A 13,505-nucleotide genomic window follows, 5' to 3' on the forward strand; every position below is an offset into this window, starting at 1 on the left:
ACTTGTGCGATGATCGTCACAGTCCTGCCACTCTCCAGCAGGCCTGTCCGGTTGTGCCCGTGCGACATCCCTGGAGAGTGCTGTGCAAAGTGTCCGGCCCGTCGTCGACTACGAACCGCCACCGCGAGACGTCCGGCAATGCCGGCCACCGTTGGTCAGCGCCTTGCGGCGCCCGAATACCCGTCCGCCGCAAGTGTTTCCGGCACGACCGCAGGCGACGAGCGTGCCCCCGCAGATGCGGCAGGCCGCGATTTTCGCCGACGCGGCGCTGCGTCGCGTCTTGGAAGTCATGGGCCGCCGCCGCCCGGCGGCGCAGCTGCTGGGCCTGCTGGACAGCGGTCTCGTCGACTCGGTGCTGGCCGCCACCCGGGCCACGGCCGGTCGGCTTGCTGCCCACGACGGCGCGGCGGTGTTGCGACGGCTGCGGGTGCAGGCGGTGGGCCCGGCCGCGGCCGAGGTGTTCGGAACCTACAGCCGCGGGCACCGCGTGCACGCCGTCGCCTGCCGGGTGGAGCGGCAGCCCGACAGCCGGTGGCTGGTGGTGGCGCTGCACATCGGCTAATTCCGTTACGCCGCAGCGCGTGCGGCCGCCGGCACCGGTCCGCCGGTGAACCGTGTCACCAGCGGGCCGACGATCGCCATCACGAACACGTACGACGTGGCCAGCGCCGCCATGCCGGGGATCGACGAGCCGACCAAGCCGATGATGATCAGCGAGAACTCACCGCGGGCGATCAGCGCCGTACCGGCGCGCAGCTGACCCCGTCGCGCCACCCCGTCGCGCCGGGCGGCGAACACTCCGGTGGCCAGCTTGGTGGCCGAGGTGACGGCGGCCAGCGCCAGTGCCACCGGAAGCATCGGCAGCAGGTGTTCCGGGTCCACCGTGAGCCCGACCCCCAGGAAGAAAATCGCGGCGAACAGGTCACGCAGCGGCCCGAGCACGCGGCGCGCCCGCGAGGCGGTCTCACCGGTCAGCGTGAGGCCGACCAGAAATGCGCCGACGGCCGCCGACGCGTGCACGGATTCGGCCACCGCCGCCACCATCAGCGTGATGCCGAGCACCCGCAGCACCAGCTGTTCGGAATCCGGGTGAGTCACCAGCCGGCCGACGTGATGGCCCCAGCGGTAGGACGCGGTGAATGCCACCGCCAGCGCGGCGATCGCTACCGCCATGCCGCCCAGCGCGTGCAGCCAGGAGCCGCCCGATGCCAGCACCGCGAACAGCGGCAGGTAGCCCGCCATCGCGAAGTCCTCGAGCACCAGCACCGACAGCACCGCCGGGGTCTCGCGGTTACCGACCCGGTGCAAGTCCTCCAGCAGCCGCGCGATCACCCCCGACGACGACACGGAGGTGACGCCGGCCAGCGCCAGGATGCCGACTCCGCCGAATCCCAGCAGCCAGCCCGCCACCGCGCCGGGCGCGGCGTTGAGCACGACGTCGACGGCGGCCGACGGCAGATGCCGGCGTAGGCTGCTGGCGAATTCGACCGCCGAGAATTCCAGCCCCAGCGTGAGCATCAGCAGCACGACCCCGATTGGGGCGCCCGTTGTGATGAAGTCACTGGCCGCGGCGACCTGCGCGATGCCGCCGTTGCCGAGAAAGAGTCCGGTCACCAAATACACCGGTATCGGCGACAACGCGAAGCGCCGCGATACCGCGCCCAAAACGGCGAGCAGGGTGAGGATGACGCCGAGTTCTAGCAGCGGCGCCACCGAAACCTGCATGGCTCAGCCCTTATCGACGATCTGCTCGACCGCGCCGATGCCGTCCTCGGTGCCGATGACCACCAGGACGTCCCGCGCCCGCAGGATCTCGGCCGGCCCCGGCGAGGCGAGCACCTCCTCGTTGCGGACGATCGCGACGATCGATGCCCCGGTGCGGGTGCGGGCCTGGGTGTCCCCGAGCGGACGGTCCACGAACGGGCTGCCCGGCGCGATGTGCACCTGACCGGCTTCCAGGCCGGGCACTTCGCGGGTGAGTTCGGTGAACCGCTCGGCGATCCGCGGGGCGCCCAGGATCTGAGCGACGGCGTCGGCCTCTTCGTCGGTGAGGCTGAAGACCGGCTGGGCCTGGTCGGGGTCGTCGCGCGCGTACAGGACGATCTCGAAGTCGCCGCTGCGCCGCGCGACGATGCCGATCCTGTCGCCGTCGCGGTTGGTGAACTCGTAGCGCAGACCGATGCCGGGCAGCAGCACCTCTTTGACGTCCACGACTACCTACCGGCGCTTGGTCGATTTGGGTGGTTTGGCCCCCCGGCCTTGCCGGCGCGCGGCCTCGCGCCGTTCGCGGCGACTGGCGCCGGCCGTCACCTTCTGCGCCCCGCCGCCGTTGTGCTGCACCTGCGCCGAGCCGTCCTCGGCCGGACCGGAGTAGGTCAGCGCGCGCGAGTGGTCTTCAATTCCCTTGGCGCGCAAGGCACTTGGCGCTGCCTGCCGCGGCTCGGCGCGCTGCTGGGCGCTGGCCGCCGCGGCGGTGGCGAACTCCGCCAAATCTTCCGGCTCGGCCACCGGGGCCACCTCCGGCGGCGGCACCGCTTCGACGGTGACGTTGAACAGGAAGCCGACCGACTCCTCTTTGAGGCCCTCGAGCATCCCGACGAACATGTCGTAGCCCTCGCGCTGGTATTCGACCAGCGGGTCACGCTGGGCCATCGCCCGCAGCCCGATGCCCTCCTTGAGGTAGTCCATCTCGTACAGGTGCTCGCGCCACTTGCGGTCGATGACGTTGAGCAGCACGTTGCGCTCCAGCTGGCGCATGGCGCCGGGACCGGCGAGCTCCTCGAGCTCGGCTTCCCGCGCGGCGTAAGCCCTTTCGGCGTCTTTGATCAGCGCGTCGAGCAACTCCTCGCGGGTCAGCTCGCCGGGCTCGCCCTCGGCGTCGGGGTCGAACAGGTCCTTGTGGTCGATCCCCACCGGGTACAGCGTCTTGAGCGCCTCCCACAGCTTGGCCAGATCCCAGTCCTCGGCGTAGCCCTCGGCGGTGGCGCCGTTGACGTAGGCGGTGATCACGTCGACGAGCATGTCGTGGGCCTGCTCCTGCAGGTTCTCGCCCTCGAGGATGCGGCGACGCTCGGCGTAGATCACCTTGCGCTGCTGGTTCATCACCTCGTCGTATTTGAGGACGTTCTTTCTGACCTCGAAGTTCTGCTGCTCGACTTGGGTCTGGGCGCTCTTGATCGCCCGGGTCACCATCTTGGCCTCGATCGGCACGTCGTCGGGCAGGTTGAGCCGGGTCAGCAGCGACTCCAGCGCCGCGCCGTTGAAGCGGCGCATCAACTCGTCGCCCAGCGACAGATAGAAGCGGGACTCGCCGGGGTCGCCCTGGCGGCCGGAGCGGCCGCGCAGCTGGTTGTCGATGCGGCGGGCCTCGTGCCGCTCGGTGCCCAGCACGTAGAGTCCACCGGCCTCGATGACCTGCTTGGCCTCCTCGGCGGCCTCGGCCTTGACCTGAGGCAGGGTTTCGTGCCAAGCGGCTTCGTATTCGTCGGGCGTCTCCACCGGGTCCAGGCCCTGCTCGCGCAGCCGCTTGTCGGTGAGGAAGTCGACGTTGCCGCCCAGCACGATGTCGGTGCCGCGGCCGGCCATGTTGGTGGCGACGGTGACCGCGCCGCGCCGGCCCGCCTCGGCGACGATGCCGGCCTCCTGCTCGTGGTACTTGGCGTTGAGCACGTTGTGCGGGATGCGTTTCTTGGTGAGCAGCCGCGACAGATACTCCGAGCGCTCGACGCTGGTGGTGCCGATCAGCACCGGCTGGCCCTTTTCGTAGCGCTCGGCGATGTCGTCGGCGACGGCGAGGTACTTGGCTTCCTCGGTCTTGTAGATCAGGTCGGACTGGTCGGTGCGGATCATCGGCTTGTTGGTGGGGATCGGCACCACGCCGAGCTTGTAGATCTCGTGCAGCTCGGCCGCCTCGGTCTGGGCGGTACCAGTCATCCCGGCCAGCTTGTCGTAGAGGCGGAAGTAGTTCTGCAGGGTGATCGTGGCCAACGTCTGGTTTTCGGCCTTGATCTCGACGTGCTCCTTGGCCTCGATGGCCTGGTGCATGCCCTCGTTGTAGCGACGGCCGTAGAGCACGCGTCCGGTGAACTCGTCGACGATGAGGACTTCGCCGTCGCGGACGATGTAGTCCTTGTCGCGCTGGAACAGCTCCTTGGCCTTGATCGCGTTGTTGAGGTAGCTGACCAGCGGCGAGTTGGCGGCCTCGTAGAGGTTGTCGATGCCGAGCTGGTCCTCGACGAACTCGACGCCGAGCTCGTGCACGCCGATGGTGCGCTTGCGCAGGTCGACCTCGTAGTGGACGTCCTTTTCCATCAGCGGCGCCAACCGGGCGAACTCGGTGTACCAATTGGAGCTGCCGTCGGCGGGCCCGGAGATGATCAGCGGGGTGCGGGCCTCGTCGATCAGGATGGAGTCGACCTCGTCGACGATCGCGAAGTTGTGCCCGCGCTGGACGCACTCGTCGAGCGAATGCGCCATGTTGTCGCGCAGGTAGTCGAAGCCGAATTCGTTGTTGGTGCCGTAGGTGATGTCGGCGTTGTAGGCGACGCGACGCTCGTCGGGGGTCATCTGGGCGAGGATCACCCCGACGTCGAGGCCGAGGAAGCGGTGCACGCGACCCATCCATTCGCTGTCGCGCTTGGCCAGGTAGTCGTTGACGGTGACGATGTGCACGCCCTTGCCGCCGATGCCGTTGAGGTAGGCCGGCAGCACCGAGGTCAGCGTCTTACCTTCACCAGTCTTCATCTCGGCGACGTTGCCGAAGTGCAGCGCCGCCGCGCCCATCACCTGCACGTCGAACGGCCGCTGGTCGAGCACCCGCCAGGCCGCCTCGCGGGCCACCGCGAAGGCTTCGGGCAGCAGGTCGTCGAGGCTTTCCCCGTCGGCGTGGCGCTTCTTGAACTCGTCGGTCTTGGCCCGCAGCTCGGCGTCGGTGAGCTTTTCGACGTCGTCGGACAACGTGCCTACATAGTCGGCGACCCGCTTGAGGCGCTTGACCATGCGACCTTCGCCAAGGCGCAGCAACTTACTCAGCACAGCTTTGTCCCTTGTGGGTAGGAGTCTTTGGCGACCCCCATCCTAGGTGACGTCGCTCTTTGGACGCCGTAGCGGCGACCGCAAGCGCGGCATTGCCGGGCGCAGCGGGTCGGCGCCATCAGACCCCGTCAGGCCAGCCGGATCAGCCCGTAGTCGTAGGCATGCCGACGGTAGACCACGCTGGCCTTGTCCGTCTCCTTGTCGTGGAAGAGAAAAAAGTCGTGGCCGACGAGCTCCATCTGCGAGAGCGCGTCGTCGACGGTCATCGGGGTGGCCGGGTGCTCCTTGACGCGCACGATGCGGCCGGGCTCGTGGTAGCCGTCGGCTTCGGGTGCCGGTTCAGTGCTCGTGGCCGGCGCCGGCGGTGGCACGGCCGCGGTGGCCGCCGCTACCGATACGGGGGTCTTGTCGCCGTAGTGGACCTTGCGGCGGTCCTTGACGCGACGCAGCCGGTTCTCGAGCTTGTCGACCGCGGACTCGAATGCGGCGTAGAAACTGTTGGCGCACGCCTCGCCGCGCACCACCGGGCCGCGGCCGCGGGCGCTGATCTCGACGCGTTGACACGATTTGCGCTGGCGCCGGTTGGGCGCGTGTTTGAGCTCGACATCGAACAGATAGATGGAGCGGTCGAATCGCTCTAGGCGAGCGAGTTTCTGCGAGACGTAGACGCGGTAGTGGTCGGGAATTTCGACGTTGCGGCCTTTGACGACGACCTCCGCACGCGGCGTGGGCTCGTCGGGCTCGTCGGTGTCCGCCAGCAGCTGGCCGGAATCCACGGTTTGCCTTGACATTCTGGACAACTCGTTTCTCTCGCGTCGCACGCGCCAGGCGTGCCCGGCTTTCAGATACACACGCCGACGGGGTTCGCATGGTGCCGTGGTCGCCCGCCGGTGCAAGGTGTCGAGAACTCACCCCCTACCGTTATCGGTGTCGTGGCGCCTCGATCTACTCGAAAAGCGCCGCCGTGAGGCGTTCACGGGTGCTTGATCCCGACCGTAGCCGGGGCCAGGAGCAAGTGCCAGTACTTTCCTGTTGCGAGTTCTTCACGATCTGTTACGCCGCCGCTACGGCCAGCACGGCGGCCACTTGGATGCCCGACGCGTGCAGGATGCGGACCGACTCGCATGCGGTTGCGCCGGTGGTGACGATGTCGTCGACGAGCAGTACTTCTTGTTGGATTTGTGCTCGCCGGGTCAGCACGACCCGGCCGGCGATGTTGCGCTCGCGCTCGGCCGTGCCGAGGCCGGCCGAGTCGCGGGCGAGGGCCTTCATCCTCAGCGCCGGCGCCACCGTGATCTCGGGGTGGTTTTGCACCGCGGCCGTGGCCATGCGGGTGACGGGGTCGCCGCCGCGTTTTCGGGCTGCGGCGCGGCGAGTCGGTGCCGGGACGATCGTCAGCGGCACGTCGAGCAGGCCCCAGGTGATGAGGCGATGGATGCCGAGGGCCAGGGCGTGTGAGAGCGGCTTGATCAGGTCGGTGCGGCCGCGGTCTTTCATCGCGACGATCGCGTTGCGGCGGGCACCGGCGTAACGGCCGAGCGCGAACACCGGCACCTGCGGGTCGACGCGCGGCGTTACGACGTGGGGCTGCTCCAGAGTTGGCGCGAGTTCGTTGGCGCAGGCGTCGCACCAGCGGGTCTTTGGCGCTCCGCAGCCGCCGCACTGCAGCGGCAGCACAAGATCGAGCATGGCTGCAGTGTGGCCGACAGGGGTGACAGGCGCGCGTCTAAACGGGGCGCACGATACGGAAATCGAACTCGCCGCTGTGTTGGCTTACGGCCGCTGGCGGGCTCAACTGGCTCGAAGTATGGCCGGAACTGGTGGAAGCCGCGCTGGCCAGGCGGCCAAGAATGCCCAGCAAGCCCAACACAAGCAGGACAGTGCCGATAGCAATCAGTGCCGTGCCCGGTGAAGCTCCGGGACGAGGGGGCGGAGGGTAGCCCTGATATGGCGTTGGAGGGTAGGGCATTTGGGGCTGTTGAGGCTGGTATGGGTAGCCACTGCCCGGCGGTGGTGGCTGCTGCGGCCACGGGCCGGGCTGGTACGGATAGCTGCTACCTCCTCCCGGCACTCCCGGAGGGGGCGGGTAGCCCGGCGGATACGGGCCCGGCTGCATTCGACTGCGCGAGCGCTGCTGCAACCCGATGATCAGCATCACCAAGCCTGCCAAAGGGATTCCGAACAGCCCGATCAGGTACCCGACCTGAACAGCGGCGTCTCGCTCGGCGAGGAATGTGACCACCACGCCGAGATTCTAGAGTGGGCCGAACGAATTCTGTTACGGAACCGTAGGAGGCCAAGGCACTCAGGTCCTCGTCCTCAGACCGATCGCAAAAAGAAGCAGACCGGCAAACATCACCATCAGGCCCGGGGCAATTATCCACCGAGAACCGTCAAAGACAGTCGCCCACGTCCCACACACCGCAGCGACGAGCGCGTGAAAGACGCGCGCGGCAGCAATAGTCCGATCGCGCAACACCGAAACCAACACCCGACGAGGTATCTCGCGAAGCAGCCGCGCCAGTAAGACGATCAGCGCGGTGGTCGCGATCCCACTGACCACTCGGTTCGCCGCGGTTGGTTCACCGTAGCTGTGGTCGTTTCCCACACTGGTGACAGTCCAGCCCACGATCGTTGCGATGGCGGTCAATCGCCTCGTTGCCCTCGCGAGGGCCAGACCAATGTTTCTGCGCGCAAGGTCGCCGAGCGAGGGGTCGAGTCCGGCGGCGCCGAGGAAACCACGCAACGCTCGCCGGAACTTGCCGCGCTTAAGCCGGTTGACAGCAATGTTGTTGACTGCTTCGGCGTTAGTGGAATCCAGTGAGAGCACTTCGCGATAGACCGCGGTGGATTCGTCTATTCGGCCCAGACCATTAAGGATCACGCCGCGCAAGACCAGCGCGTCGACATACGTAGGGTCGAGCCGCAGGGATTCATCGATAGCCTGCAGGGCAGAGCAAAGTTGGCGTCCTTGATATAAGAGTCGGGCGTAGACGTAGTGTTCGAGCGGCTCATTCGGATGGGCAATGACGGCGCGCCAGGCCACCCATAGTGCGTCGTAACGCCGCCCGAGGCCGTCGAGTGCCAACGCATAAATCCGCATGGCAAGCTCGTCATCCGGTGCGATGGATAGGGCGGCGTAGGCGCTCTGCGCGGCGCTCGCATAGCTTTTGAGCAGTAGTTCAGTCTGGGCGTAATGCGCCAGCAAGTCCGGATCGTTGGGGTTCGCCGACAAGTAGCGCTGCGCGATTTCGCGTGCACGCTCGTACTTGCGGGTGTCGATATAGGCCCGGATTATATGGATGGCCTCATTCGTCTCACCGCCGACCGCAGCGTCCGCGGTCACCGAAACTTCCTGCGGCGCAGGTACTTTGCGAGTTCGTCATAGGTTCCGTCGTTGTTCGCGAACTCGACGACGTTTCGGGCAGTCTCGAACCAGGGTCCAGTGCTGGCCTTGATCTGGCCGATCGCCGTGTCCACATCCGTCATAGTCACCGGACGGACTTCTCCGCTGCGAATGGAGTCGGCCATCGCGAATTGGGTTGCGGTGTCGCAGACATAGGCAAGATCTGCTCCCGAAAATCCGTCGGTGCGGCTTGCAATCGACTTGAGATCTATCCCTGACAGAGGCCGGTCTTTTAAGTGAACACGGACGATCCCGGCTCGGGCTTCGGCATCGGGCAGACCGACAAAACACATGCGGTCGAATCGACCTGGCCTCCGCAGCGCGGGATCAACGTCCCATGGGGCGTTCGTCGCACCAAGCACATACACACCCTCATTGCTGGACGTTGCCGAATCCAACTCTTCGAGTAAGCAGTTGACTATGGTGCGTAGGCCAGTGCTGTTGCTTAACCCGGAACGTCTGTGCCCCAAAGCATCTACTTCATCGAAGAACAGCACACAGGGGGTGTTGCGGCGAGCGGTGTCGAACACCGCGCGGACGGCACGCTCGCTGTCGCCGAACCAGTGGTGCATGACGTCGGCAATGCCTACTTGGTAAAAGTTGGCCCCCAGCTCTCCCGCGATAGCTTTGGCGATGTAGGTCTTGCCGCACCCAGGGGGCCCGTACAGCAGCAGTCCGCCGCGAGCGGAAACCTTGTATGCCTTCATCAGCTCCGGGTTGCGGATTGGGCCCAGCAGCGACAGCTCGAGCTGGCGTTTGACGTCGGCCATACCCGCGACATCGGCGAGACTGACCCCGCTGCGATGCACTCCTTCGAAGTCGTCTTCGGCGACGACATCGGCGGGCGCTTCGACAAACGCCGGCTGAACAATGTCGGCAACCTCTTTTTCTGCGCTGGACCAGTCGAAGCTTGCCGCCGATGGTTTTTCCTCTGCTGGAGTTCCGGCCGATGCCGAGGCCAACGCGGCGCTGCACTGCTGCAGGATGGCCAGCGCCTTCGCGTTTCCGGCCTCCTGTGCCAATGCCGCGCTGCAATGCCCCAGGGCCTCGGCATAGCGGCCTTGATCGGCCAGCAAGCCGGCCAGATGCAAGCGCAACTCGATCACATCGGGGCTACGGTCCACCGCAGTAGACAACTCTCGGATGACCGGGTCCTCGTCCACTGGTATCTCCTGACGTATTCGCGATCCTGCTGGCTCGATCGTAAGAGACGCACGCGCGTGTCAGGCTCGGCAATCAGGCGTGAGTGGACCCCAGCTCGGGAGTCTCGAACCAGCGTCGCGCAGACGGCTGACGTAGCCCAGAACCTATTACAGCCGCGAGGTTACCGATTCTGGCATCCCCTCCAAGAGCAATGCATCAAGCTCGTCATAGGACAATGGAAGCAACCGGTTTTCTGGCTGAACACTCCCAGCTTCCAGCACAAAGTATCTGCTTGGGTCGTCTTTCAATTCGTATTTCGACACGTAGGTATCGAGCGAAATCTGTTCTACCCGCGGGTCGAGCCCCTCGGCACGCCATGCCTGTCCGACAGAAGGGAGGCGAAGAGCCACCCGCGCCCCCACCGCCGACTTCAAAATAATGTATTTACCAGCGTCTTCCAAATGGGAAAAGAATGCGAGGAGGCTTTCAGCTGGCTCATTGCGGTGTTCGGTAGTAGCCCGAAGGACTTGATACCCCGTATCTTTGGGATCGAGAATATAAGCGGTCCAGCCCTCGTAGGGATAGCCGGACCGGAAGTTCAGCCTCCTGTTCTCCCATTCCGGCTCATCTGGAGCGGGTTGGCCGGCATTGGAATAGATCCGTCGCCATTTCTCGTATCGGCTGATCAGTTCTGCGAGATCGTCGCGTGAATCAGAAGTCATTGTAGCCCCTCCTGGCGTGGGGTCGCTTCTGGCTGGTCAATCGTGCCCCCGTCCAGTAACACCTCGACCGGTGCTGGATAGCCTGCGGTTTTGTCGATGACAGCCCGTGGAATCCTATTTCCCCACGAATGCCAGAGAATGTGCAGCAGCAAAGTTCATCGTGGTGCTCGACGGGTCATGCAACGCGCTACCTAGGAGTTCCTCTATCCCTCCCCGGTTCGTAAACGAGCAGATCGTCGTGCTCACGACGACGACAAGCCTCTGCAAATTCGAACGCTAAGTCTTGGTTTCTTAGGAAGCTTTCATATTGAGCGTCGTCGATCCAATAGAATTCGATGTAGTCAACCATGGCATTCGATATCGGAATCCCAAGGTAATGTCTACCGGATTCTTCTTCATTTCCAAGCCAATATCTCCCTTCTCTGGAGAAGTAAGTCTTCTCGAATCTCATTCATTTCCTCCCGGGTCTCGGAAATCTTCTATTATTAGATCTTCCGGCGGCACTTTCGATCCGTCGATGACCGCTTCAGGCATTCCGTGGGGCAAGAAACCGCCGGGGATCCAGTAATCATTGGCGCCGGCTTCATTACCCGATGGCATTCGCAAGCTATAGTGCTGTGGGTCGGAGATATCGACGCGAATTACGTTATCCTTTAAGTAACCGTTTGGTAGCCCAAGCGCTTGTTCGAGTGCGGTTGAGTCGCCCTTGGTTGCCTCCATAAGAGCATCAATTTCACTCGTCGGAAAAACAAAGCTTGTTCCGTCGACCTGCCCTATACCGAAGTCTTCAAAAGTATCTTTCAGCATAAAGCGAGTCGCGCCGTCATTGAATTTTTCCAAATGTCGCTCTATGTACTCAGGCGACAAGTATTCAGAAGGATCGGGCCGGGTGCCCTTATCCATCGCGAGGATTTCGTCACGTTTCTCATCGCTTAGCCCAGTTGATGATGTGTCGTCAGAATGCGATCCGCCGTGACCGCCGCCGTCGCCCCCGTGGCCGTCGCCAGCGTCACCTTGGCCACCTCCGTGGCTGTCACCGCCGCTACCACCGGCGGCATCTCCGCCGCCGTGATCACCACCACCGCTGTGACCACCTCCACTACCAGCACCGCCGCCATGGCCGCCACCGCTGCCACCGCCGCCGTGGCCATCGCCACCGCCGGCGTGGCCGCCACCTCCGCCTGGTCCCCCGGGATCGTGCGGTGGCGGTTCGGGCGGGTGCGCCCCGCCGGGGTATGAGTCGGGAATCGTTTCGTGCGCAGGGGACATCGGAGCACCCTCCGGCGCATGCGCGCTGGCAAGCGTCGGTTGGCCCGCGTACGCGTCAGTAGTCGCGGGCATGCTCGGAGCCGCGGCCGGCACATGCTCGCCCGACGCCGCAGCCGAACCCACCGGCACTGGTTCGTGAACACCACCGCCGGGGGTGGCGCTTGCCGGTGCGGTGTGGTCGGCTGCCGCCATCGGTACAGGTTCATGCGCGCCTCCACCGGGCGCGGCGGCTGCAGCTGGCGGGTGCCCGCCAGGAGGGCCAGATCCAGGCGGAGCGGTCACCTCGTTGCCGAGTGAACCATGTGGCACGTCGCCGCTAGGGGGAGGTGGAGTGCCATCGACCGGCGGTCGCCCCGCGGCTGCGCTGCCGCTCCCCGCACCTGCTCCCGGCGCTTGGGCGGGCGCCGACTCGGCCGGCCGTACCGACGGCCCCGGCTCTGGTGGTCGTACGGGCGGAGCAGGGGCTGCTACTTCGCTGGGCTTGACGTCGATCGAGTTGAGATCGCGCGCAATGCTCGAACCTTTTGCGGCAACTCCGGATTCCGTTCCGGCACCGAGGATTCCCTCACCTGCGCGTGCCGCTTGACTTTCGGCCCGAGCCGCTTGCGCCGCTTCGTCGGCGACCTTGCCGGCTTCGGCCCCTGCCTTGGCTTCCCCCGCACCGGGAATCAAGAACTGCGCGATAGTACCGCCGACGTACCCCGCTCCCCGCAACGGATGATCGCTGGTCCAGTCCTTCGCGTCGACCATGCCCTTGGCCATGTCGAGCTTCTGATCGAGGAAGCCTTTAGGATCATGGGCAAATTGCATCGCTTGCTCCGCAAACGCGTTGACTGCCATTGCGGGGTTGGCCATGGCCGCGAGCTTGGCGAGGTCTTTCGGATGGGTAGCCAAATCCTCCAGGCTGCCGACAGTGCTCACAACGCTCTTGACGCCACCCTCGGCCAAGTCGAGATCGGCGGTGAACACGCCGCCCACGAAGCCGCCGACGTCATCGCCCAGGTAGTAAGTGAACTCCTTTTGTGCCCAGTTCTCGAATTCCGTTGTCAGATTGTCGAGTTCGTTCATCGCGCCCTGAAACAGCGTCGAAACGCTGTCCGCCTCACGATTGAGGGTATGCAGAATCTCCTTGATGTCGTTGGCGATCTGCTTGATGTCGTCGATCGGGTTGTGCCCAGTGAAGAATCCCACTACCTCTTGAGCCATTCCCGACGGGCTCAGCTTGTGCAATAAGTCGCGGATCGCGTTCTGTGACGACTCAACCTCGCCCGCAAAGGAATCCAGCGACGACGCGATCGATTCGCATTGCTTGCCGAAGCCGCCCACACCGGAACTCATTTTCGTCACCGCTTCGGTGATCTTTGACAGTTCGGGGATGTCGTGGCCCGACAAGTCGGCAGAGCAGGCCCCGACCGCCGCGGTCATGCCCGACACCGCCGAACCGAAGTTCCGCCAGGCGGCCGCCGCAGCCCGCAATGTCGCCGGGTTGCCATCCGGCCATGGACTGCCCACGAACTGTCGGACCACCGCCCACAACATCGGTTCGCCGACCGCGGGTCCGAACGGATTGGGCATCGTCGGACCCGAGAACTTCGGCGGCTCACCCGGCGGCGGCACCGACGGCTCGGCTCCCCCGACGGTCGAGGCCGCCTCGCTATGCGCATAGTTCGACGCCGAGACCTCGATGCCGTAGCCGATCTTGCGGCATGCATTCACCGCCGCCTCAGCCGCCGAAAACAATGCCTGCCCACCTTGGCGATAGCTCAGCGCGAACGCCTTGCCGGCGGGGTCGTCGCCACACATTTGACCCGACGACGACAACGCCGACTCCAGCGCTTGCACCGCCGCCGCTAAGGCGTCGCCCTTTTCTGCGAGGTTCTTACCGTCGCCGGCAAGCCGGACCGGATCGACCTCATAGCCACCCACGAGGG

The 13,505-nt window shown here is 65.1% G+C and carries 11 protein-coding genes; 1 reads left to right on the forward strand and 10 read right to left on the reverse strand.

Annotation, left to right across the window (positions count from 1 at the left end; genetic code table 11):
* The first annotated feature begins 82 nt into the window (after positions 1-82).
* Positions 83-562, forward strand: a complete 480-nt coding sequence (locus G6N47_RS01605; protein WP_083129906.1) for an Rv3235 family protein — start codon at positions 83-85, stop codon at positions 560-562.
* Between the two features lie 5 nt (positions 563-567).
* Here the strand turns inward: G6N47_RS01605 and G6N47_RS01610 are convergent, their stop codons facing one another.
* From G6N47_RS01610 to G6N47_RS01650, 10 genes are all read right to left on the reverse strand, one after another.
* Positions 568-1,725 (reverse strand): cation:proton antiporter, encoded by a 1,158-nt coding sequence (locus G6N47_RS01610; protein ID WP_083129907.1) that lies wholly within the window; start codon positions 1,723-1,725, stop codon positions 568-570.
* A 3-nt stretch (positions 1,726-1,728) separates the two neighbouring features.
* Positions 1,729-2,211, reverse strand: a complete 483-nt coding sequence (locus G6N47_RS01615) for a cation:proton antiporter regulatory subunit (protein ID WP_083129908.1) — start codon at positions 2,209-2,211, stop codon at positions 1,729-1,731.
* A 6-nt stretch (positions 2,212-2,217) separates the two neighbouring features.
* Positions 2,218-5,034, reverse strand: a complete 2,817-nt coding sequence (gene secA / locus G6N47_RS01620; RefSeq protein WP_083129909.1) for a preprotein translocase subunit SecA — start codon at positions 5,032-5,034, stop codon at positions 2,218-2,220.
* Positions 5,035-5,162: 128 nt separating this feature from the next.
* A complete protein-coding gene (gene hpf, locus G6N47_RS01625) occupies positions 5,163-5,810 on the reverse strand; it encodes a ribosome hibernation-promoting factor, HPF/YfiA family (RefSeq protein ID WP_083130469.1) in 648 nt (215 codons plus the stop codon).
* 277 nt (positions 5,811-6,087) lie between these two features.
* A complete protein-coding gene (locus tag G6N47_RS01630) occupies positions 6,088-6,723 on the reverse strand; it encodes a ComF family protein (protein ID WP_083129910.1) in 636 nt (211 codons plus the stop codon).
* 616 nt (positions 6,724-7,339) lie between these two features.
* Complete coding sequence (locus G6N47_RS01635) at positions 7,340-8,380, reverse strand: tetratricopeptide repeat protein (RefSeq protein WP_083129911.1); 1,041 nt, start codon at positions 8,378-8,380, stop codon at positions 7,340-7,342.
* The gene (locus G6N47_RS01640) at positions 8,377-9,603 is read right to left on the reverse strand and encodes an AAA family ATPase (protein ID WP_083129912.1); all 1,227 of its coding nucleotides are present in this window, start codon (positions 9,601-9,603) and stop codon (positions 8,377-8,379) included. Before G6N47_RS01640 ends, G6N47_RS01635 begins: the two co-directional genes overlap by 4 nt.
* Before the next feature lie 147 nt (positions 9,604-9,750).
* Positions 9,751-10,305: a hypothetical protein gene (locus tag G6N47_RS01645; RefSeq protein ID WP_139799308.1), complete on the reverse strand. Its 555-nt coding sequence runs from the start codon at positions 10,303-10,305 to the stop codon at positions 9,751-9,753.
* Positions 10,306-10,492: 187 nt separating this feature from the next.
* Positions 10,493-10,756 carry a hypothetical protein gene (locus G6N47_RS30130; RefSeq protein ID WP_083129913.1) on the reverse strand — a complete coding sequence of 88 codons (264 nt, stop codon included), beginning with the start codon at positions 10,754-10,756 and terminating at the stop codon, positions 10,493-10,495.
* Positions 10,753-13,500 (reverse strand): WXG100-like domain-containing protein, encoded by a 2,748-nt coding sequence (locus G6N47_RS01650; RefSeq protein ID WP_083129914.1) that lies wholly within the window; start codon positions 13,498-13,500, stop codon positions 10,753-10,755. Before G6N47_RS01650 ends, G6N47_RS30130 begins: the two co-directional genes overlap by 4 nt.
* Positions 13,501-13,505: the final 5 nt, after the last annotated feature.

Source organism: Mycobacterium branderi, assembly GCF_010728725.1.
In the GTDB taxonomy this organism is placed as follows: Bacteria; Actinomycetota; Actinomycetes; order Mycobacteriales; family Mycobacteriaceae; genus Mycobacterium; species Mycobacterium branderi.

Excerpts from the sequence above, each read along its gene's own strand:
- G6N47_RS01610 (WP_083129907.1), bottom strand. The coding sequence starts at position 1,725 with ATGCAGGTTTCGGTGGCGCCGCTGCTAGAACTCGGCGTCATCCTCACC.
- G6N47_RS01630 (WP_083129910.1), bottom strand. The coding sequence starts at position 6,723 with ATGCTCGATCTTGTGCTGCCGCTGCAGTGCGGCGGCTGCGGAGCGCCA.
- G6N47_RS01645 (WP_139799308.1), bottom strand. The coding sequence starts at position 10,305 with ATGACTTCTGATTCACGCGACGATCTCGCAGAACTGATCAGCCGATAC.
- G6N47_RS30130 (WP_083129913.1), bottom strand. The coding sequence starts at position 10,756 with ATGAGATTCGAGAAGACTTACTTCTCCAGAGAAGGGAGATATTGGCTT.